Origin of the sequence: Enterobacter sp. WP_7_1, from assembly GCF_003688535.1 — a bacterium.
Classification (GTDB): Bacteria; Pseudomonadota; Gammaproteobacteria; order Enterobacterales; family Enterobacteriaceae; genus Enterobacter; species Enterobacter asburiae.
This window is the reverse complement of sequence record NZ_REFK01000001.1, coordinates 1,490,889-1,512,488: the sequence shown is the minus strand read 5'-3', so window position 1 is coordinate 1,512,488 and position 21,600 is coordinate 1,490,889. Positions and strand designations below refer to the sequence as shown.

The following is a 21,600-nucleotide window of genomic DNA, read 5'->3' as shown; positions in this document are numbered from 1 at the left end:
ATGATTGAATGGATTATCCGGCGGTCGGTCGCCAACCGTTTCCTGGTCATGATGGGGGCGCTGTTCCTCAGCGTCTGGGGCACCTGGACGATTATTAACACGCCAGTCGATGCCTTGCCCGATCTCTCTGACGTGCAGGTGATTATCAAAACCAGCTATCCCGGCCAGGCTCCGCAGATTGTTGAAAACCAGGTCACCTATCCACTGACGACCACCATGCTGTCGGTTCCCGGCGCAAAGACCGTGCGCGGTTTTTCGCAGTTTGGTGATTCGTACGTGTACGTCATTTTTGAAGACGGCACCGATCTGTACTGGGCCCGTTCGCGCGTGCTGGAGTATCTGAACCAGGTTCAGGGCAAGCTGCCTGCCGGCGTGAGCTCTGAAATTGGTCCTGATGCCACGGGCGTGGGCTGGATATTTGAGTATGCGCTGGTGGATCGCAGCGGAAAACACGATCTCGCTGAGTTGCGCTCATTGCAGGACTGGTTCCTGAAATTTGAATTGAAAACTATCCCGAACGTGGCCGAAGTGGCCTCCGTCGGCGGCGTGGTGAAGCAGTATCAGATCCAGGTTAACCCGTTAAAACTGGCTCAGTACGGCATTAGCCTGCCGGAGGTTAAGCAGGCCCTTGAGTCGTCTAACCAGGAGGCGGGGGGATCGTCAGTTGAAATGGCGGAAGCGGAGTATATGGTCCGGGCCAGCGGCTATCTGCAGACGATGGACGATTTCAATAACATTGTCCTGAAAACCGGAGAAAACGGGGTACCGATTTACCTTCGAGATATCGCCCGCGTTCAAACGGGGCCTGAAATGCGGCGCGGTATTGCCGAGCTGAACGGGCAGGGGGAAGTTGCGGGCGGCGTGGTGATCCTGCGTTCGGGCAAAAATGCGCGCGAGGTCATTACGGCGGTGAAAGATAAGCTGGAGACGCTGAAGGCCAGCCTGCCGGAAGGCGTTGAGATTGTGACGACCTACGATCGCAGTCAGCTAATCGATCGGGCAATCGACAACCTGAGTTCTAAACTGCTCGAAGAGTTTATCGTGGTGGCCATCGTCTGCGCCCTGTTCCTGTGGCACGTCCGCTCTGCGCTGGTCGCGATTATCTCTCTGCCGCTTGGCCTGTGTATTGCCTTTATCGTCATGCATTTCCAGGGGATGAACGCCAATATCATGTCGCTGGGTGGCATTGCCATTGCGGTCGGCGCGATGGTGGATGCCGCCATCGTCATGATTGAAAACGCGCACAAACGGCTGGAAGAGTGGGATCGCCAGCATCCGGGAGAGCAGATTGATAACGCCACCCGCTGGAAGGTGATCACCAACGCCTCTGTCGAGGTTGGCCCCGCGCTGTTTATCAGCCTGCTGATCATCACCTTATCCTTCATTCCTGTCTTTACCCTTGAGGGTCAGGAAGGGCGGCTGTTTGGTCCGCTGGCCTTCACCAAAACGTACTCCATGGCGGGCGCGGCCGCGCTGGCCATCATCGTTATCCCCATCCTGATGGGGTTCTGGATCCGGGGTAAAATTCCCGCTGAGACCAGTAACCCACTGAACAGGCTGCTGATTAAAGCCTACCATCCGCTACTGATTAAGGTGCTCCACTGGCCAAAAACAACCCTTCTGGTTGCGGCCTTATCCATCTTCACGGTGATCTGGCCTCTCAGTCAGGTGGGCGGCGAGTTTTTACCGAAGATCAACGAAGGCGATCTGTTGTATATGCCGTCAACGTTGCCGGGCGTCTCTCCGGCAGAAGCGGCGGCGCTCCTGCAGACCACGGACAAACTCATCAAAACCGTGCCTGAGGTGGCCTCTGTTTTCGGCAAGACGGGTAAGGCCGAAACGGCTACGGATTCCGCGCCGCTCGAAATGGTGGAAACCACCATTCAGCTCAAACCTGAGAATGAGTGGCGGCCCGGCATGACGATTGACAAGATTATTGACGAACTCGACAAGACCGTTCGGTTGCCCGGCCTGGCGAACCTCTGGGTTCCGCCCATTCGTAACCGGATAGACATGCTTTCCACCGGGATCAAAAGCCCGATTGGTATCAAGGTGTCAGGTACCGTTCTGTCGGATATCGACGCCACGGCGCAGAGCATCGAGGCGGTAGCCAAAACGGTGCCGGGCGTGGTGTCTGCCCTGGCTGAACGTCTGGAGGGCGGGCGCTACATTGATGTCGATATCAACCGGGAAAAAGCCTCCCGCTACGGGATGACGGTGGGCGATGTGCAGCTCTTCGTCTCCTCGGCCATCGGCGGGGCGACGGTGGGTGAAACGGTGGAAGGCGTCGCCCGATACCCGATTAATATTCGCTATCCTCAGGACTACCGGAACAGCCCGAGCGCGTTGAAGCAGATGCCTATCCTCACGCCGATGAAACAGCAGATCACGCTGGGCGATGTGGTGGATATCAACGTGGTTTCCGGCCCCACGATGCTGAAAACGGAGAATGCCCGGCCTGCGAGCTGGATTTATATCGATGCTCGCGGCAGGGATATGGTGTCGGTGGTGAACGACATTAAGACGGCCATCAGCCAGAACGTAAAGCTGAGGCCGGGCACCAGCGTCTCATTCTCCGGGCAGTTTGAGCTGCTCGAACACGCTAACAAGAAACTGAAGCTGATGGTGCCGATGACGGTGATGATCATCTTTATTCTGCTGTATCTGGCGTTCCGCCGCGTGGATGAAGCGCTGCTGATCCTGATGAGTCTGCCGTTCGCCCTGGTCGGGGGAATATGGTTTCTGTACTGGCAGGGCTTCCATATGTCTGTGGCAACCGGCACCGGTTTTATCGCTCTGGCCGGGGTGGCAGCAGAATTTGGCGTAGTCATGCTGATGTATTTGCGTCATGCCGTTGAGGCACAGCCGGCGTTGTCCCATCGGGACACGTTCACCGAACAGGGGCTGGATGACGCCCTTTACCATGGCGCCGTGCTGCGCGTGCGGCCAAAGGCAATGACCGTCGCGGTGATCATTGCCGGTCTGCTGCCCATTCTTTGGGGTACCGGTGCCGGGTCAGAGGTCATGAGCCGGATAGCGGCACCGATGATTGGCGGGATGATCACGGCGCCGCTGTTATCGCTGTTTATTATTCCTGCGGCGTATAAGTTAATTTGGCTGCGCAGGCATAAAAAGCCATAAAAAAAACCGCCAGCGATGGCGGGTTTTTTACGGGATGAACGCTTAGCGCGCTGTTTTAGCACGCGTCTGGCTGAGAAGCTTGCGCCAGGCACGATTATGCAGAGTAAACAGCAGCATCTTATAGAAGGCGGTGGAAAGGATACAGCTGCCGCTAAGCAGTAGCATGCCGATACTCACTAGCGCCGCGGTCAGACTGACGCCCGGAGCTGCGCTACCGCTCAGCGCGACCAGCAGATAGGCTGCTGTTAATACCAGGCTTATCACCGCCAGCGTAAGGTGTAACCTCACGGCGCGCATGCTGCCTTTGCCAATCATAAACATCGTCACGCCGTTAAGGCCAGCGAACAGAAGGGCGATCAGGACAACCCAGACGAATACGTGTTCCGCTGGTTGGTTGAGTCCGGCGAGTATGCCATACCCCAGCCACAGCTGAGGAATAGCGAAACTGACAATCACCCCGAGGGTACTAATCGCCGCTGGAATACCCATGGTGTGTAGACCTACAGGTTTGCCCATTTCGTCAGCCAACTCAGTCTTTAGCTGTTGCAGCTGTGTCGGGGAGGCATTGCTTATGCTGGTAGCCACCTCGTTACAGTGTTGCAGGCGACGGGATACTATTTTAATCATATTAATAATCAACGTTTTGTATCTCTCATTCTTTGAGTGCCGGAACAGGATAGGGAATAAGCCCATAGAGTGATAGAAATATCACTTCATATTCTCGCAGTGAAACATGTCAGCTTAGGAAATACTAAAGCTTACCGGCTGACTTTCTCAGCACAGTAATATCCCTCTTAGGCGATTGACCGAACATCCGCGTATATTCCCGGCTGAAATGGGACAGGCTTTCGTAACCGACAGCATAGGCTGCTGTGGTGACATCGTAATGTTCATTCAGCATCAGTCGCCTGGCTTCATTGAGGCGCAGCCATTTCTGATACCGTAGCGGGCTCATTCCCGCAAGCTGCCTGAAGTGTTGGTGGAAAGAGGGCGTGCTCATTTGCACGCGGCTTGCCAACTCCTCGACACGTAAAGGTGACGCGATATGGGTCTTTAACCAGTCGATAGCTTTACCTATACGGTAGCCCTGGCCGTCTACTGCGGCAATCTGCCTGATATGATCGGACCGATCGCTCATCAAAAGCCTGTAATGTATCTCTCTTTGAATCAGCTGCCCGAGAACAGGAATGGCTTGAGGCTCGTCAAGCAAAGAGAGCAGGCGGCAGAAAGGCTCCAGCAAAACATCAGTAACTGTACCGATCCCTACACCCGTTCCCGCCTCTCGTTTTTTGACGGGCGGCAGGCTTCCCTGTGCAATTAATTCCATCAGCACGCGCTGGTCAAGTTTATAGGCTACACCGACACAGGGGCGGGTTGCCGACGCCTGTATTACTTCAGAGCTGGCCGGCAGGTCGAGTGACGTGATCAGGAATTTTTCCGCATTATATTCATAAGGTTCACCACCAACCCACATGATCTTCGCGCCGTCGGCTACCAGAACGATACTGGGAGGGACCAGGCAGCTCACCGGCGAAGCGGGTTCGTTCCGCCGGAATAATTCCAGTCCTTCTACGGCTGTAGGGAAATCACCGGTACAGGGCGTGCGCTGAGCAATCTCCCGGGAAAGCTTACCGAGTAGTTTCTCAACCGACTTGTCTGAAATCATTCTGTAATGCCTCACATTTTACGACGTAATCAACGTAGCAGTTATGAAAACTGAAATATACGCTTTGGCATAAGGTTTAGAGGATCGGGCAAATAATGCAGAGTATTTTAATAACACCTTTAGTTAAAGCCCCCCAAAATAACAACCCTGAATTCACTGAATGAAAGGTTTTAATAGCATGACGACAAAATCTTCAACGCGATTCTTAAATGGCGCACTCCTTGCCGGAGCGATGGCTCTGATTTCAACAGAAGCTGCGTTCGCCCAGCCTGCACCAGGCGCAACAGACTCTTCACCGCGTCTGGTTCAGACGTGGGATAAAACCTTCCCAAGGAGCGACAAAGTGGATCATCAAAAAGTGACTTTTAAAAACCGTTACGGCATTACGCTAGCCGCTGATGTGTATCTCCCAAAAGATCGCGGAAATAAGAAGCTTGCTGCACTTGTTATTTCCGGGCCTTTTGGCGCGGTAAAAGAGCAGGCCTCTGGTCTCTATGCGCAAACCTTAGCCGAGCGCGGATTCGTGACGCTGGCATTTGATCCGTCTTATACCGGTGAAAGTAGTGGGGAACCCCGCAATATTGCTTCACCTGATATTAATACCGAAGACTTTATGGCAGCAGTCGATTTTATTGGACTGCAATCTTATGTGGATCGTGAACGTATCGGTGTCATAGGTATCTGTGGTATGGGGGGGATTGCCCTGAATGCTGTTGCCGTGGATAAACGCGTAAAAGCAGTGGTTGCCAGCACCATGTACGATATGAGCCGCGTGATGTCGAAAGGTTATAATGACAGCGTAACACCGGAGCAACGCGAGCAGGCCCTGGAGAAGATGAGCTTACAGCGATGGGAAGATGCGGCAAACGGCAAACCGGCCTACCAGCCAGCCTACAACAAGCTGAAGGGCGGTGAAGTACAGTTCCTCGTGGACTATGCAGACTACTACATGACTAAGCGCGGATATCATCCACGAGCCGTCAACTCTGGCAATTCATGGTCCGTGACAACGCCAATGTCCTTCATGAATTTCCCGCTGATGACTTACATTAAGGAAATTTCTCCGCGTCCAATCCTGTTCATTCATGGCGAAAAAGCGCATTCGCTTTACTTCTCCAGAACGGCTTATGAAGCGGCAAATCAGCCAAAAGAGCTTCTGATTGTTAAAGATGCCACGCATGTCGATTTATATGATCGTATGGATAAGATCCCGTTCGATAACATCACGGCATTCTTCAATAAATATCTGAATAAAAGATAACTTCCTCAGTAACCGATACAGTGGCCAAAAGGCCACTGTATTGATGTGAGAGGGAAGGCAGCTGTGAGGGTTTTGACTGAACTGAACGGTTTATGGCTTCTTCTCTGATGTTTATATCGCATTTAACATAATATACATTATGCGCACCAATATGGAATCAGAAGAAATCTGGCATCTTATGGGCATCGTTGGCCTGGTTGCTGATGGCCTCTGAGTGTGTCTTCTCAAGTGCTGCTATCGTCACGCTGATCATCTCACAGTGCGTGGCTTACCGTTTTGCCCTGTTGATATAAGCCTGTAAACCCTCAGCAAGAAAATCAAACACCGTTTTACAGGCCTGACTGTGGCGTAAATCCTCATGCATCACCAGCCAGGTGTCCAGATGAAACGCAAAGTAATCAGGCATTATCCTCTGCAACGGCGGAGAAAAATCTGCCAGTTGTACCTGACACATTCCGATACCGGCCCCTGCGCGAATGAGGTTTAATTGTGCAATATCACTGTCGGTCCGCACGGTAAACAGATCGCGGTTTAGCTGTGGGTATTGTTTAAGCGCCTGTAAAATAAAGGGCGTTAAATTATCGAAACCGACAAGCGTATGAGTTAATAACTCATCAATACTTTCCGGAGCACCACGCCGTGACAGATAGGCTGGCGCGGCATGCAGACCTATTTCAACCCTTCCCATCCGACGTGCAATCAGTTGCTCCTGCACCGGCGTCGCCATGCGTACGGCAATATCCGCCTCCCGATTCAGTAAATCCTGAACTCGATTAGACAGAACCAGTTCAACGGTTATTTGCGGATATTCATCCTTTATCTGTGCAATCACGGGAGGCAGAACCTCCGTTCCGATGATTTCACTGGCGGCGACGCGCACCACGCCCCGCAATCCGGTTGCGCCGGAGCTGAAGCTGGCAGCCGACCGCTCAATCATCATGGCCGTATTTTCCATCGCCTGAGCATGACCCTTCAGCTCAACGGCTGCATCCGTGGCCTGCAATCCCGTCTGCGAACGAGTAAATAAAACAAGCCCCAGGGCTGATTCCAGCGCAGCAATATGCCGTCCGGCGGTTGGCTGAGTAATGGCAAGCCTGCGAGCGGCTCCTGACAGTGACCCTTCCTTCATCACGGCCAAAAAGGTGCGATACCATTCCCACGGAATATTTAGCTTCATACAAATATGCATACCTGCTGGCTTATATTATGCAATTACATTTAGCCCGTGTGGCCGCTAAGATGTCAAGCAGATATCCAATAAGGGCCAGACGATGAAAAGCACAAATAAGATACTGATACTGGGCGCAACCGGTGGGATCGGTGGCGAAATTGCCCGTAAATTGATCCGTGATGAATGGGATGTTCGGGCATTGCGCCGCAGCGCCCCTCAACATGACGATCTCAACGAAAGCATGACGTGGATAAGCGGCGATGCGCAGAATGCTGAACGGGTTGAGTCAGCGGCATTAGATTGCAGCGTGATTGTCCATGCCGTTAACCCGCCGGGTTATCGAAACTGGGAACAGCTGGTTTTACCCATGCTGTATAACACCATCAACGCAGCGGAGCGAAACGGTGCATTAATCGTTCTGCCGGGCACGATTTATAACTACGGTCCTGATGCTTTTCCCCTCTTACGCGAGGATTCCCCTCAGGATCCAATTACCCGAAAAGGAGCCATACGCGTGCAAATGGAGAATGCGCTCTCAGCCTATGCTCAGCGTGGCGGTAAGGTGCTCATTTTACGGGCGGGCGACTTTTTTGGTCCCCTCGCAGGCAACAACTGGTTTTCACAGGGACTGGTAAAATCCGGGCATCCACCGAAGGTCATTAAAAATCCCGGGCAAACCGGCGCAGGACATCAGTGGGCTTATTTGCCGGATGTCGCCGAAACCGTTGCGGCACTGCTGGCGCGGCGGGATGAACTCGAAGCGTTTTCCTGTTTCCATATGCGTGGTCACTGGGATCCTGATGGGACAACGATGACCACAGCAATAAAGCACGTCGCGGAGCATGCCGGTATTAAGGCGAAGGTGAAGTCATTTCCGTGGTGGCTGGTCTCTGCAATGAGTCCGTTTAACACCACGCTGCGTGAAATGCGGGAGATGCGCTATCTCTGGGAGCAGACAATAGAGATGGATAATTCAAAACTGATTGCCTTTTTAGGCCATGAACCGCAGACCCCCCTTACCGAGGCCGTGCGTTCTACATTAGCGGGCCTGGGCTGTATTTAACATAACCTGCACGTTTAGAAAGGGTTGAAAGATATCTGATATACTTCAGCTTTTGAAAAACCGCTGCCGTAAGCAAATGGAAATTGAATTAAATAAGAGTGTTAAAGAGAGAGTTTTCCATGCTGTCATTTTTGAAGTGACGGCCAACGTTATCATCGCGGTGTCACTCGCCTGGCTGATGAACGTGTCGGTGCTCCAGTCAGGCTCGTTGTCCGTGATATCCGCCCTTACCGCAACGGTCTGGAATTTTATTTTTAATAAGCTCTTTGACTCCCTGCAGAAAAAACATCAGTTTCAGCGCACATTTCTCGTTCGCGCAATCCATGCGGTTGGTTTTGAAGCGGGACTTATCATCTCCTTAATCCCTGTGGCAATGGTTATGCTGAATCTGACCGTGGCTGAGGCATTTTTTGTTGAGATTGGTCTGGTGCTGTTTTTCCTGCCCTATACGATGCTGTTTAACTGGCTGTACGACTACCTGCGCTGGACGTTCGTTGGACGGAAACGTACGGCGTTATAGCTATAGTAGATCAATGTAAAAAATGAAGAGGAAGAAAAATGCGAAGCCTCCTGACTAAAAGAATTTGTCTTGCGTTAGCGTTATCCGCCGCCGTGACGGCTCAGGCCGCTCAGAAAGAGAGCCATGACGACAAACTCACCGGGATAACCATTTTCGCTCAAAAAGAGTCTCATGGAAGCCAATGGGACAGTACAACGGGCGAAGCAAAATATATGGTTAGCTATAAGGTTACGCTGGATAACGCGTCGGGTAAAAGTATTGAGCCGGGCAAAGATAATAAGATTTGTTTCTTCCTGTTTGATAAAAACGGAAAAACATTTATGAGCACCGGCATTGAGCTTGAGATGTTGAAAAAATATAAACCGCGGGACAATAGAACAGGATTGGTCTATTTTTCCAGCTCAAACCCTGACGTTTTAAATATGCCATTTGTCCGTTTCGGCATCGGGAAAGACTGCATAAATTGATGACTTTCACATTGACACGTTGTTTAGCATGTTCGACCCCACTCTCCTTCTATACTGGTTATTTCTCCAACTCATAAAGGAAGGAACCATGTTCGATCATGTGAAATTCGGCGTCAGTGATTATGAAAAAAGTAAAACCTTCTTCCTCCATGCGCTTAAGCCGCTTGGCGTAGAACTCATCGATGAAGGCACGCCAGACTACGGTGTCGAAATGAGTTCAGGGGATGTTTCGCTCTGTCTTTTTCAGACAAATGAAAAACCAGCCCCTCTGCATCTGGCGTTTGTGGCCAACACGCGCCAGCAGGTTGATGCGTTTTACCATGCCGCCCTGCGCGCCGGCGGACGTGATAACGGCGGGCCGGGGCTGAGGTCATACGGTGACAATTACTATGCCGCGTTTGTCATCTCGCCCGATGGCCACAATATCGAGGCGGTGTGCCATGCGCCGGAAAGTCAGTAGCTCAGCCCTTCTGTCAGAAGCGATTAAATGATCTGCTATGCATCTTTTTGCACGATAATGCACGAAACTATTTCATAACGCGGCGACAATCCCGTAATGTATCGGCAGTAAACGTGCAACTTCATGCAATAACACTGACAGAGGTACCTATGACACAACAGCTAATTTTAATTGCCGGCCCCTATCGCAGCGGAACCGAAGGCGTTCAGGCACGCATTGATGAGAATCTGGCGCGTCTCGAAAGCGCAGCATTAGCCGTTTACCAGCGGGGTCACATCCCGGTCATTGGCGAATGGCTGGCTTTGCCGTTGGCAAAAGCCGCAGGATCGAAAACGGTTGGTGATGAAATCAGTGAAGCGATGCTGTACCCCGTTGCTCACCGGCTCATAGCTAAATGTGATGCCATTTATCGTATTGCCGGTGCGTCTAAAGGTGCCGATATGGACATTGAGGTCGCCCGCAAATATGGCCTGAAGGTTTATACCGCCCTTGAGAACATTCCTGAGGCATAAGGCAGTCCGCCAGCCAGCCTGTGAACACAGGCTGGCTATCAGAGAGTGACACTCTCTGAGGTCAACACGACGGATACCCCCTTTTCCGATACCGCGCGGATCCACTCCTTATCGGTATTGTCTTCAACGATAATGGTGTTCACCGATGACACATCGCCAATCACAAACGAAGACGCTGTGTTGATCTTTTCCGGAGAAGCCAGGACAACCGTCTCCGCGGCTCTGCCGGAAAATGCACGTTTGATGCACGCTTCTTCGAAATCGCCGGTTGTCAGCCCCGCCTCAGGATGGATCCCGGTCACGCCCATAAAGAACAGATCTGCATGAATATTTTCGATGCCTTCGATGGCCGCAGCGCCGACCGCAACAATGGAATGCTTATACAAGCGACCGCCGATCAGAATCACCTCGATGGACGGATGATCTACAAGCCCCAGGGCGATGCTCGGACTGTGCGTAACCACCGTGATGCGCAGGTCAGGAGGGAAAAACGTAATCAGCTCCGAAGTTGTCGTGCCACCGTCAACGATCACCACCTGGCCTGATGAAATCAGCTGTGCCCCTTTCCGGGCCACCCTTTTTTTTGCATCCATCTTCACGGACTGTCGTTCAGCAAATGGCGCAACAGCAGAAGATGACGGCAGCGCGCCGCCGTGAACACGCTGTAAACGCCCTTCTGCCGCCAGCTCGCGTAAATCACGCCGAATGGTGTCTTCAGAGACGTCAAAGAAAATACTTAGTGCTTTTGACTGGACCTGACCTTCGGCGCCAAGCTTTTCGAGGATCAGTTGTTTTCGCTGACTGGTGAGCATCATGAATTCCTGATGTTGCATGTTTTATCTTGAAAGTGCACGGTAATGCTGTTTATGATAATTACTCTACGTAAGGAGGAACAAACGTGCAATCAAAACGTGCAGATGTGCGCATCATTGACAGTGAAACCCTGTCAGATAACTGGTACAACCTTAAAAAGTACACCTTCGACCTGCAGCGCCGTGACGGCGAATGGCAACGACAGCAACGAGAGGTCTACGACCGTGGCAACGGCGCGACTATTCTTCTCTACAACCGTGAGAAAAAAACGGTGATCCTGACGCGCCAGTTCCGCTTCCCTGTCTTTATCAACGGTCATGAGGACGATTTAATTGAAGCCGCGGCGGGACTGCTGGACAACATGGATCCCGAAAGCCGCATAAAAGCAGAAGCGGAAGAAGAAACAGGATTTCTGGTTTCGAGCGTGCAGAAAATCTTTGAAGCCTATATGAGTCCAGGCTCCGTCACGGAAAAACTCTATTTTTATCTTGCCGAGTATCAGCCGAAAGACAGAACCGGCGAAGGCGGCGGGATCAAGGCTGAAGGAGAAGATATCGACGTGCTGGAAATGACGCTTGAAGAGGCATTATGCGGCATTGAAACAGGCAAGATTGTCGACGGTAAAACCATTATGCTGCTTTATCATATTGCTCTTAAAGGCATTATGTAGCCTGCGGGTTAAAATCCTGATGAGAATCAGCTTCGGTACGCTTGTCCGATACTCGAATGTAAAGCGGAAAACCTCCTAAATTTCGCAGCCTACTATATTTAGTGAACTATTTCGGGATTCGACAAAATCGTCAACAATTCGCTGAGTCATCTGCATTTGCCATTTAGAAATGCCAAACGTTCGACAGGCTACCCGCTTAGGTAGCCTGTCTTATCTGTTGACTGGATTAAAATGCGACTCGCTACAGATAACGAAGCATATTATACTTGCTCCTCCACTCGAACAGGAGGCAAGCAACTCACGTGAAGGATACATATTACAACGACATAACGATCAATACGCTAATTCAGAGTGAGCTGGACGCGTTTTTTGAGGACTTCAAAGGGATCGTCTTCGCCTACGCCATTATGAACAAGAAAGATCCTTCACAGATGCGGATAATCAATAACAGCCCCGAGTGGTTTGATATCTACCTCGACAGGAAATATCAGTTCATTGACCCTGTTATCATTCGGGCTTTGCGCTGTGTCGAAGATTTTTTCTGGGAAAGTGATGTCATCCTGTCTGATGGATATAACCTGACGCGTATTTTCAACGAAAGCGTCCAGTATGATATCTACCAGGGGCAGACTTTCCCTCTGCATGACTATCTGAATAATCTTGTCGTCTTATCCGTCATCAGTCCTAAGCATTCTGGTATTGATATAGAAAAATATCGGCCACAATTTCTAAGCTTCCTTGTTCAACTGCATCAGAAGACACTCAATCTGTATAGCCAGCATCAACAGAAAAAGAATGTTTTTCTGTCGCCACGTGAGCGACAAATCCTTAAATGGGTCAGCGCCGGGAAAACCTACGCAGAAATTTCTGTTATTTTGTCTATTGCTGAACGCACCGTTAAATTCCACATGGGCAATGTAATGAAAAAACTCGGTGTGAATAATGCCAGACACGCAATTAAACTTGGAACAGAACTACGATTACTGGACGACTGAGCCTCAGCCACTGGTTATAAGTGGCGTAAATGCTCCAGCATTTCGCGAAGCCAGTGACTGGATTTATCTTTGCTAATAATGTCTTCAATAATGCTGATACTGGCAGGCATAAATATATAATAAATAACCTCCCCTTTTTCAGACACGCCGCGTTGAATAACTTCGACTTTCCAGTTTGCATGGCGAAAAATGGCATACATACCACGACTGACTACTGCGTACATTCCATGATATTTATTGTTAATGCAATAAATATTCATGGCAAGAAACAATGCCTTACTCGCGGGCACGCCCTGCAGACTTGAGGAGTCTCGTCTTTCTTTATCTAAAAATAAACGGCTAATTTCACAGCAGGGAACATCTTCCGGAAAAATAATGGTTTCGGTAAAATAATTGTGAAAAATTTCGCTTATCATCGTCGGATGCGTCGAGTTAATGAATCGTGCACCGCACAACAACTCTCCCTCATACATACCTAACAAGTATGTCGTGTTTGGGTTGTCAAATTGATCCTTTTCCATATCTTCCACGCATTCAACTTTCCAGTCGAGTCGGTCCCGAAAGGTTTTTCTCCTGAGTCGGAAGAGTTCGCGGGCTAATGCTGACGGTAAATCATCGTAATCATGCAAAAAAAACTCAATAACAGAATTCATTGCTCTTATTCCTGATAATAACACCTGAAACTATTATCCCCTGTCTTTTAGGACAGCTTTCATTGTGCATGGTATTCCTTATACTTAAAAAGTACCCGGCCACTAAGTCCTCGTGAAACTCAGTGGCCAGGAGGTCAAAGACCTACGAAACACCAGGGATATATCCATTCATGATTATCTAATATTTATAGTTTCGGGTACAGAGCGTAAGAAGCACTTAGCCGATAAAATATTAAAAAACGATAATCATAAAATAATTACAATTAAAGTATTGCCCCTTAAGAATTTAAGGGGTAATATTTCCTTTTTCTTATTTTTTCCCTATTATCTCTGTTCTTACTGCTGTGCTACTCTTGCAGAAGCATGCAAAACGGAGAACCAAAATGGCCGACTGGAATCCTTCTCTTTACCTGCAATACGGCGCGGAAAGAACGCGTCCTGCCGCAGAACTGCTCGCCAGAATTCCTCTGGATGAGGTCTCCACCATCGCTGATTTAGGCTGCGGGCCGGGAAACAGCACCGCGCTGTTGAAGCATCGCTGGCCTTCGGCGCACATTACCGGGGTCGACAACTCCCCTGCAATGCTCGAGGAAGCAAGAGCCGCATTGCCTGACTGCCATTTTGTTGAGGCCGATATCCGCCAGTACAAGCCTGGCCAGCCGCTGAGCCTGATTTATGCCAACGCTTCGCTGCAATGGGTTCCTGACCACTACGATCTCCTGCCTCATCTCGTTTCTTTGCTCACGCTTAACGGCGTATTAGCGATCCAGATGCCTGACAACTGGCTTGAACCCACTCACGTAGCGATGCGCGAAGTGGCGCTGGAGCAAGATTACCCTGACCGCGGCCGTGAACCTCTCCCGGGAGTGCATGCCTATTACGACATCTTGTCGGAGGCCGGCTGTGACGTGGATATCTGGCGGACAACCTATTTCCACAAAATGAGCTCGCACCAGGCCATTATTGACTGGGTAAGCGCCACCGGTTTGCGCCCGTGGCTCCAGGAACTGAATGAGAGCGAGCAGAAACGTTTCCTGAAACGCTACCATGAACTTCTGGAAGAGCAGTATCCGCTCCAGGAAAATGGGCAGATACTGCTCGCTTTTCCGCGGCTATTTATCGTGGCGCAACGCCAGCCCTGACGGGTTATGATCGGGCTTCTTTCAGCAGTTGCTGGATGACCTTTTCCTGCTGCGCATAATCTCCTTCGCCAAAGGCGGTATAGCGTAGCTGGCCTTTTGCATCAAAATAGTAATGCGCTGGCCAGTACTGGTTCCCGAAAGCGTCCCAGATTTGATAGTTGTTATCCGTCACAACCCGATACGGCAGCTGCCATTTCTCCACCGCGGTTTTTACCGACGAAAGCGGCTTTTCCCAGGGATATTCCGGCGTGTGAACCCCAATCACGACCAGCCCCTGAGACTGATACTTCGTGGCCCAGTCTCTCACATGGGGAAGCGTATGCTGGCAGTTAATGCAATCCCACGTCCAGAAATCAATTAACACCACCTTCCCTCGCAGGGATTCAGACGTGACAGGGTCACCGTTAATCCACCCTGTGCCACCACTTAACGAAGGCAACTGGCTGCTGGGCTCTGTCATCACGACCGGCCGGAGTTTCACCGGCGCGGCTGTGGGTTTCGCCAGCGTCAAAAGTGTTGTCTCCAGACGGTCTGTAACGCCATTTGCTCCTTTCAGAAGCGAAGTCATTCCTGTCGCGTTAAATACGACTGCCGCCAGCATCACCACGCCTGCCCCCTGCCGCAGCCTTTCCATCAGCGCCGATTTTGCTCTTAGAGGTGCCATCAGCGTGCGGCCTCCTAAAACGAGCAGGCTCAGCATCAGCGCGCATCCGCTACCGTAGGCCGCCAGCAGCGCGCCCGTCGCAATGGCCGAGTGGCCCGCGATATTAATGCTGAAAATGGCGCCCAGTATGGGACCGGCGCAGGGAGACCAGAGCAGCCCCACCGCAAGCCCGGCCAGAAAAGCCGATGCCATACCGCGCGTTTTCCCGCTTCGGGCGTTGAGGACGTTTCCCGCGCTGACGGCCGGACCCGCAATACGCTGGGCGAATGACGGAAAAAGTAAGGGCAGCGCGGCCACGGCCAGAATGACGAGGGCGATCCAGCGCCCAACGATGGTTGCCTCGGCGATCCACTCGCTGGCGACGGTGACGACCATCGCCACCAGGGTGAACATCACGATCATCCCCGCGAGCAGGACCAGAATATGCCGTCGCTGTCCCTGAAAACCGGCGAACAGGAGCGGGATAACCGGGAGCGTACATGGGCTAAGCAGGCTTATTACCCCGCCCAGAAAAGCGATTACCAGAAACATAGACACCTCACAATACAAGTCCTGCGACGCTGCAGTGAGGCTATTTCATCGTGCGGATGTGTTCAGGATATGTGTAAAAACGCGGGTTTTGTCTGGCTCTGTATCACCCAGGCCGGGAGATACAAAGCCGTACAATTAACGGCGTGGTAGCGTAATGGAAACATCCAGCCCGCCTCCGGCCCGGTTCGTCAGGTTGAGCTTTCCTTCCAGCTGAGCGGTGAGCTGCGCGGCAATCGCCAGGCCGAGCCCTGTTCCGCCGGTATCGCGGTTGCGCGATGTTTCCACCCGGTAAAACGGCTGTAATACCGCCTCTAGTTCGTCATCGGGTATTCCCGGCCCGCCGTCCGTGATGTGAATCACCACCTCTGTGGAAGACGAATCATCAATTGCAATGACGGCATACTCACCGAACTTAAGGGCATTATCCAGCAGGTTGGTCATCACCCGGCGAAGCGCCTGCGGACGCGTAACGATCGGTAAGCGAGTATCGTTTGCCTGAAGCTGCACGTTTTTACCGATGTCCTGATAATCGCAGGCGATGCTGTTGACCCAGGCGTTCAGCTCCAGCTTCAGCGGGGTCTCTTCCAGTGATTCTGATGACCGGGCATACGCAATACCCTCGCGAACAAGACGCGTCATGCTATCGAGATCGTGCAGGAGCTTGTCGCGAAGTTCAGGTTCCCCTGCCATCTCGACGCGCAGCTTCATGCGGGTAATCGGCGTCTGGAGATCGTGAGAAATGGACGCCAGGATCTGCGCGCGCTCCCGGAGATAAGACTGAATGCGCGCCTGCATCGCGTTGAAGGCATGCGCTGCACGCTGCACCTCAAGCGGACCTTTCTCCGTCATTGGCGTGTTGGCCGCCGGATCCAGTGAATCCACCGCGCGGGTAAATTGTGAAAAAGGCCGCACCACCTGCCGCACGGCAATCCAGGCGCACGCAGCCAGCAGCAGCAACTGCAGGATCAGCACAACGGGCAGCCAGCTGGCGACCGGCGGCATGCGCGGGATCAGGTCAATGGTCAGCGGCGCGCCGTCGCGCAGCGTCAGATGCGCCTGGATGTGTGAAACGGAACCGGGAACGGCGGTGAAGCTGAGCGGGTACTGTGTCGCGAGCGTCGCTTTTAAGGTCCGGATGGCATCCTGCGAACGCTTATCCGTCGGCGCGTTGCCGGGCTCTCCCGGCCCCAGAATATAGCGGTAGTTACCCCGTTCGAGGCGCGGAAGCCAGGCCGCGCGTTCGCTGGCCGGTACGCGGTCTAAAATGGCGACGCTGGTTGCGACGTCGTTTTCCAGGTTACCGAGCATCACCGTTCTGGCGCTGTGCATTCGTTCAATCATGACCAGCGTCAGGCTCAGGCCGTTAGCCAGCAGCAGGCCGGACAGCACGACGAGCAGCAAGCGGGCCAGCAGCGAGCGTGGCCAGAGCGTCATTCGTTAGCCTCTTTGATGGTGACCGGCATCGTAAAAACATAGCCTTCGCTGCGCACGGTCTTGATATAGGCGGGCGTGCGGGCATCTTCGTTCAGGCGCTGACGGACCCGGCTAACCAGCAGGTCGATAGAACGTTCAAAAAGCTCAGCGTCGCGCCCCTGCGTCAGGTTGAGCAGCTGATCGCGGGTCAGCACCCGCTGAGGATGATCAAGGAAAACGCGCAGCAGGCGATACTCCGCCCCGCTTAGCGCCACGATCACCCCTTCCGGATCGATTAAGTGGCGGCCAACGGTATCGAGCTGCCATTCACCGAACATCACCAGCCGCCCGGCTTCCGTCACCTGCAGATTGGGCGGCATCGTGCGAAAACGTCGTAAAATCGCTTTGATACGCGCCAGCAGTTCGCGGGCGACAAACGGCTTCACCACGTAGTCATCCGCGCCCATCTCCAGACCCAGGATCCTGTCCGTCTCCTCATTGCGGGCCGTCAGCATCAGGATGGGCAGATCTTTATATTTACCGACGCGTAGCTCTCGACACAGCGTAAGGCCGTCGTCGCCGGGCATCATGACATCCAGCACCACCAGGTCGATATGCTGTTTATCCAGCACGACGCGCATCTCTTTGCCGTTGGCCGCGCCCGTCGCGCGATAGCCAGACTTACCGAGATAATCGACAATCAGTTCACGAATATCCCTGTCGTCATCGACGACAAGGATATGATCAATATGCTCCACCGAAATCTCCAGACCGAAGGGTAACGTACTGAAAATAGCACATTTCAGAGCTTGTCCGCGTCAACGACGGCCTTGACGAAATCCTGCGGATCTTCCTGGGGCGGATTGTGCCCCACGGTTGCCCCGAAGGTGCGGTGCTCATATTTCCCGGTAAATTTACCCGCGTAGGCCTGCGGTGCCGGATGCGGCGCACCGTTGTTCCCGCCTTCGATGGTGATCGTTGGAACGGTGATATTCGGCAGCGTAGCGAGTTTTTGCTCGTAGCTGTCATATTTGCGCTCGCCTTTTTCCAGCCCTAAACGCCAGCGATAGTTGCTGAGCGTCACGGCGACGTGATCCGGGTTATCGAGGGATTTGGCGCTGGCGTTAAAAACAGCATCGCTAAATTTCCAGTCAGGCGAGGCCTGAGACCAGATTAAGCGCGCGAAGTCATGCGTGTTTTTGGCATAGCCTTCAGCACCGCGCGCGGTGGCAAAATAGAACTGATACCACCACTGCTGCTCCGCTTTTGGCGGCAGCGGCTGTTTGCCAATCTGCTGGCTGCTGATGAGATACCCGCTCACCGATACCAGTGATTTAACCCGCTCTGGCCACAGCGCCGCAACGATATCCGCGGTACGGGCACCCCAGTCATATCCTGCAAATACCGCCTGCTTAATATTCAGGGCGTCCATCAGGTTTACAATATCTTTCGCCATGGCTGAAGGCTGGCCGTTGCGCGGCGTTTTGGCTGACAGAAAGCGCGTGGTGCCGTAGCCGCGCAGAGAAGGCACAATTACCCGATAGCCTTTTGCCGCCAGCGCGGGGGCGACGTCGGCATAGCTGTGAATGTCGTACGGCCAGCCGTGCAGTAAAATAACCGGCTGACCGTTTTTCGGGCCGATGTCGACATAGCCGACATTCAGATCGCCGGCGTTAATTTGCTGTGGATGATCAAAGGCTGCCGCGAAATTTGTGCCGGTAACTTCAGCCTGACAGGACATCACGGTGCCAAGAGAAACGGTCAGTGCGAGAGTTGAGTACGCGAATTTGCTAAACATGTTGGTATCTCCGGTTGAGTACAATTCACGGGGATATAACAACACTGCAATGTATAGCGGATATGTGCGAAAGCGGGTTTATTGCAAGCCTGTGTATGTATCCGGGACGCAGATACAATGTGATACAAACCCAGGCCTTGTCGCCTTAAAGGGAGAGGCGATAGCGGACGTAATCGTCAGCTTCGCCATATTTGTCATAGAGTTTACGCGCCGGGTTATTCTCACGGGTGACCCAGTACAGTTTTGACCACCCTTCGCGCTTGCCTTCCTCAATCAGAGCATCAATAAGCGCCTTACCGGCTCCCGCTCCGCGTTCGTCGGCATCAACAAACAGGTCTTCCAGGTAGCAAACGGGGGCCGTTGACCAGGTTCCTTCGTGAAGAATGCACATCGCGAAACCCACGACCTTTTGGTCCTTCTCGACCACCCGGCAGAACATCGTTGAATGCGCTGAAAGCGCCCTTTCCCATGTCGATGCGGTGACGGATTCCTCGAGGTAACAATTATAAAAATGGGTATAGCCATCCCAAAGCGTTCGCCACCGGGAGTAATCGTCTTCGCATAGAGGTCTTACCGTGACAGCCATGTGTTCCTCACATTACAAATCGATCGCCATTTCGAAACAGCGTAAATCAACACCTGCCATACGCGAGTGATGATAGGTTTCGCGCAGCGTCACAAACCCCAGCTTATGATAAAACGGCTGGGCGTTAGGCGTTGCATCCAGCCTCAGGTGGGTTATCCCCCGGCTACGGGCCTCACTTTTGAGCGCCTCGATTATCCGGGTCGCCATGCCTTTGCCGAATGCCGCGGGCAAGGTGAATATCGCCTCCAGGCAGTGGGTATCCAGATCCAGATAGCCGGTTGCCGCAATATCACCCTTTTCATCTTCCACCACATAAAAAGGGTATTCAACGATCGTCTGCCGAAAGCGTTCGGGCATGAGATCCGGCGTCCAGCGCGCAATGACGTCGGCGTCGTAGCTGGTTTTACAGCCATGGCGAATAGCCTGATTGCGAATATTCCAGAGTATTTCGGCTTCCTGCGGGTTAGCCCGTCTTAATACCATGCTGACCTCTGCAATTGTTAGTAGTATGGAAAAAGCACTCGCTGGGATAGAGTGAAAATACCAGAACGCAATCAAAAACATAACGCTTAAATATGGAGATCAGCGGATGACGATACTGACGCTCACGACAGAACGCTTACTGCTAAAACCGCTGGTTGCCGAAGATGCGGCCCAGATTCAAAAGCTGTATCCGCGCTGGGAGATTGTCCGCTATATGGTCTCTTCCGTGCCCTGGCCCTACCCGGATAATGGCGCGGAAAACTATGTCAACAACGTGGCGCTGCCGGATATGGCAAAAGGGATTGCCTGGTTCTGGAGCATCCGCCGTCGCGAGGTGCCGGACGCGCTAATGGGCATTATCTGTCTGTACGATGTGGAAGATAACAACCGAGGATTCTGGTTGGCCCCGGAGTTTCAGGGTCAGGGATACATGCGCGAGGCCAGCATTGCCGCGACGGATTACTGGTTCAATACCCTAAACAAACCCGTATTACGCGCCCCGAAAGCCGCCGCCAACAGCCGCTCCCGGCGTATTTCAGACAGTAGCGGCATGCGGCTTATCAGAATGGAACAAAAAGCCTACGTCAGCGGCATGCTGGATTCCGAGCTGTGGGAGATCACCCGCGACGAGTGGAATGCCCGTCAGGTCAGCTGATAATGCTTATCCGGCATCAGCCTTTCCGGAATGTTCTCTTCATCGTTCATCTGCAGCAGATCGCGTTCCATCATGTTGCAGATGGCGTCCAGCGGCAGATCGTTATTCTCAGTGCCGAACGGGTCTTCCAGCTCTTCCGCCAGGGTGTCCAGCGAGATAAAGGTGTAGGAGATCAGCGCCGAGACAAAGGGCGTCATGTAGTGCAGATCCACAACCAGCGCAAACGGCAGCATGATGCAGAACAGATACACCGTGCGGTGCAAAATCAGCGTATACGCAAACGGCACCGGCGTTGTCGCAATGCGTTCGCACCCGGAAAGCACGATGGACATATCGTTCAGACGGTTGTTCAGACTGTGGAACAGGATGTCTGAAAGCTGCCCGTTTCGCCGCCGCACGGCCAGCCACTCCCCCATGATCAGTAAAATACGGTTCGCCGGCGAGTTGGCGCTCATCACGTGACGTAAATCATCCGGAGCAAGATAGCGAGAAAGCTGCTCGGCGTTCAGCTCCCGCCGTAGGGTCATGCGCAGGCAGTTGGCAAAAGCAATCTGCAGGCGGACAAATTCCCCCAGGTGCTTATCGTCAGGTAAAGTGTTTTTTACCTCGCGAAACAGCGAGCGTGCCGCTATCATCAGCTGCCCCCACAGCAGGCGAGCCTCAACGTAGCGTGAATAACAGGCGTTGTTTCTGAAACCCAGAAAGATAGCGATCGCTACGCCGAGAATGCTAAACGGCGCCACGGTAAATTTGATGCCCAGCGAGGTATACCACGGCAGCATCAGGATAACGGCAATAGAAAGCAGGAAGTTGAGCAGCAGTCGGGTGTAAATTTTGGGAAGTACCGAACCGTGCCAGACAAAAATCAGTTGGAGCCAGTGCTGTTTAGGACGAACAATCATAGTGAATTTCAGGAAGGAAAAGAGCGTGGCTATT

General features: G+C 52.5%; 23 protein-coding genes. 11 read left to right on the top strand and 12 right to left on the bottom strand.

Annotated features, from left to right (window positions below):
• Positions 1-3,141 (top strand): Cu(+)/Ag(+) efflux RND transporter permease subunit SilA, encoded by a 3,141-nt coding sequence (gene silA, locus BJ885_RS07540; RefSeq protein ID WP_121931563.1) that lies wholly within the window; start codon positions 1-3, stop codon positions 3,139-3,141.
• Between the two features lie 42 nt (positions 3,142-3,183).
• Here the strand turns inward: silA and BJ885_RS07535 are convergent, their stop codons facing one another.
• Entirely contained in the window at positions 3,184-3,768 is a 585-nt protein-coding gene (locus BJ885_RS07535; RefSeq protein WP_121931796.1) for a hypothetical protein, read from the bottom strand.
• Positions 3,769-3,892: 124 nt separating this feature from the next.
• On the bottom strand, positions 3,893-4,807 hold the full coding sequence (locus BJ885_RS07530) for an AraC family transcriptional regulator (RefSeq protein WP_121931562.1): 915 nt from the start codon (positions 4,805-4,807) through the stop codon (positions 3,893-3,895).
• Positions 4,808-4,967: 160 nt separating this feature from the next.
• Between BJ885_RS07530 and BJ885_RS07525 the strand changes: the two genes are divergently transcribed.
• On the top strand, positions 4,968-6,068 hold the full coding sequence (locus tag BJ885_RS07525) for an alpha/beta hydrolase (RefSeq protein ID WP_121931561.1): 1,101 nt from the start codon (positions 4,968-4,970) through the stop codon (positions 6,066-6,068).
• 268 nt (positions 6,069-6,336) lie between these two features.
• Here BJ885_RS07525 and BJ885_RS07520 read toward each other — a convergent pair whose 3' ends face one another.
• Positions 6,337-7,245: a LysR family transcriptional regulator gene (locus BJ885_RS07520; RefSeq protein WP_121931560.1), complete on the bottom strand. Its 909-nt coding sequence runs from the start codon at positions 7,243-7,245 to the stop codon at positions 6,337-6,339.
• Positions 7,246-7,339: 94 nt separating this feature from the next.
• Between BJ885_RS07520 and BJ885_RS07515 the strand changes: the two genes are divergently transcribed.
• From BJ885_RS07515 to BJ885_RS07495, 5 genes are all read left to right on the top strand, one after another.
• Positions 7,340-8,302, top strand: a complete 963-nt coding sequence (locus BJ885_RS07515; protein WP_121931559.1) for an NAD-dependent epimerase/dehydratase family protein — start codon at positions 7,340-7,342, stop codon at positions 8,300-8,302.
• Between the two features lie 76 nt (positions 8,303-8,378).
• Complete coding sequence (locus BJ885_RS07510) at positions 8,379-8,822, top strand: PACE efflux transporter (RefSeq protein ID WP_121931795.1); 444 nt, start codon at positions 8,379-8,381, stop codon at positions 8,820-8,822.
• A gap of 38 nt (positions 8,823-8,860) precedes the next feature.
• Positions 8,861-9,289: a DUF4354 family protein gene (locus BJ885_RS07505; RefSeq protein WP_121931558.1), complete on the top strand. Its 429-nt coding sequence runs from the start codon at positions 8,861-8,863 to the stop codon at positions 9,287-9,289.
• Between the two features lie 88 nt (positions 9,290-9,377).
• Positions 9,378-9,749: a VOC family protein gene (locus tag BJ885_RS07500; protein ID WP_029741274.1), complete on the top strand. Its 372-nt coding sequence runs from the start codon at positions 9,378-9,380 to the stop codon at positions 9,747-9,749.
• A gap of 149 nt (positions 9,750-9,898) precedes the next feature.
• A complete protein-coding gene (locus tag BJ885_RS07495) occupies positions 9,899-10,261 on the top strand; it encodes a DUF4406 domain-containing protein (protein WP_029741273.1) in 363 nt (120 codons plus the stop codon).
• A gap of 38 nt (positions 10,262-10,299) precedes the next feature.
• Here the strand turns inward: BJ885_RS07495 and BJ885_RS07490 are convergent, their stop codons facing one another.
• Positions 10,300-11,073 carry a DeoR/GlpR family DNA-binding transcription regulator gene (locus BJ885_RS07490; protein ID WP_121931557.1) on the bottom strand — a complete coding sequence of 258 codons (774 nt, stop codon included), beginning with the start codon at positions 11,071-11,073 and terminating at the stop codon, positions 10,300-10,302.
• 86 nt (positions 11,074-11,159) lie between these two features.
• On the opposite strand from BJ885_RS07490, the gene BJ885_RS07485 reads away from it, so the two are divergent.
• Together BJ885_RS07485 and BJ885_RS07480 are read left to right on the top strand one after the other, a co-directional pair.
• The gene (locus tag BJ885_RS07485; protein ID WP_121931556.1) at positions 11,160-11,744 is read left to right on the top strand and encodes a GDP-mannose pyrophosphatase; all 585 of its coding nucleotides are present in this window, start codon (positions 11,160-11,162) and stop codon (positions 11,742-11,744) included.
• Positions 11,745-12,046: 302 nt separating this feature from the next.
• Entirely contained in the window at positions 12,047-12,739 is a 693-nt protein-coding gene (locus tag BJ885_RS07480; RefSeq protein WP_029741270.1) for a LuxR family transcriptional regulator, read from the top strand.
• 14 nt (positions 12,740-12,753) lie between these two features.
• Here the strand turns inward: BJ885_RS07480 and BJ885_RS07475 are convergent, their stop codons facing one another.
• On the bottom strand, positions 12,754-13,392 hold the full coding sequence (locus tag BJ885_RS07475) for an acyl-homoserine-lactone synthase (RefSeq protein ID WP_121931555.1): 639 nt from the start codon (positions 13,390-13,392) through the stop codon (positions 12,754-12,756).
• 383 nt (positions 13,393-13,775) lie between these two features.
• Between BJ885_RS07475 and tam the strand changes: the two genes are divergently transcribed.
• Positions 13,776-14,534, top strand: a complete 759-nt coding sequence (gene tam, locus BJ885_RS07470; RefSeq protein WP_121931554.1) for a trans-aconitate 2-methyltransferase — start codon at positions 13,776-13,778, stop codon at positions 14,532-14,534.
• Positions 14,535-14,538: 4 nt separating this feature from the next.
• Here the strand turns inward: tam and BJ885_RS07465 are convergent, their stop codons facing one another.
• From BJ885_RS07465 to BJ885_RS07440, 6 genes are all read right to left on the bottom strand, one after another.
• A complete protein-coding gene (locus BJ885_RS07465; protein ID WP_121931553.1) occupies positions 14,539-15,729 on the bottom strand; it encodes a cytochrome c biogenesis protein/redoxin in 1,191 nt (396 codons plus the stop codon).
• Positions 15,730-15,864: 135 nt separating this feature from the next.
• Entirely contained in the window at positions 15,865-17,163 is a 1,299-nt protein-coding gene (locus BJ885_RS07460; RefSeq protein WP_121931552.1) for an ATP-binding protein, read from the bottom strand.
• The gene (locus tag BJ885_RS07455; RefSeq protein WP_121931551.1) at positions 17,160-17,900 is read right to left on the bottom strand and encodes a response regulator; all 741 of its coding nucleotides are present in this window, start codon (positions 17,898-17,900) and stop codon (positions 17,160-17,162) included. The genes BJ885_RS07460 and BJ885_RS07455 overlap by 4 nt, the downstream gene beginning before the upstream one ends.
• A 44-nt stretch (positions 17,901-17,944) precedes the next feature.
• On the bottom strand, positions 17,945-18,940 hold the full coding sequence (locus BJ885_RS07450; protein WP_029741264.1) for an alpha/beta fold hydrolase: 996 nt from the start codon (positions 18,938-18,940) through the stop codon (positions 17,945-17,947).
• Positions 18,941-19,085: 145 nt separating this feature from the next.
• The gene (locus tag BJ885_RS07445) at positions 19,086-19,526 is read right to left on the bottom strand and encodes a GNAT family N-acetyltransferase (protein WP_121931550.1); all 441 of its coding nucleotides are present in this window, start codon (positions 19,524-19,526) and stop codon (positions 19,086-19,088) included.
• Positions 19,527-19,538: 12 nt separating this feature from the next.
• The gene (locus tag BJ885_RS07440) at positions 19,539-20,009 is read right to left on the bottom strand and encodes a GNAT family N-acetyltransferase (RefSeq protein ID WP_121931549.1); all 471 of its coding nucleotides are present in this window, start codon (positions 20,007-20,009) and stop codon (positions 19,539-19,541) included.
• Positions 20,010-20,115: 106 nt separating this feature from the next.
• On the opposite strand from BJ885_RS07440, the gene BJ885_RS07435 reads away from it, so the two are divergent.
• Entirely contained in the window at positions 20,116-20,664 is a 549-nt protein-coding gene (locus BJ885_RS07435; protein ID WP_121931548.1) for a GNAT family N-acetyltransferase, read from the top strand.
• On the opposite strand, the gene BJ885_RS07430 is transcribed toward BJ885_RS07435, so the two are convergent.
• Positions 20,652-21,566: a bestrophin family protein gene (locus tag BJ885_RS07430; RefSeq protein WP_063142779.1), complete on the bottom strand. Its 915-nt coding sequence runs from the start codon at positions 21,564-21,566 to the stop codon at positions 20,652-20,654. The two genes, BJ885_RS07435 and BJ885_RS07430, sit on opposite strands and share 13 nt — an antisense overlap.
• Between the last annotated feature and the right edge of the window lie 34 nt (positions 21,567-21,600).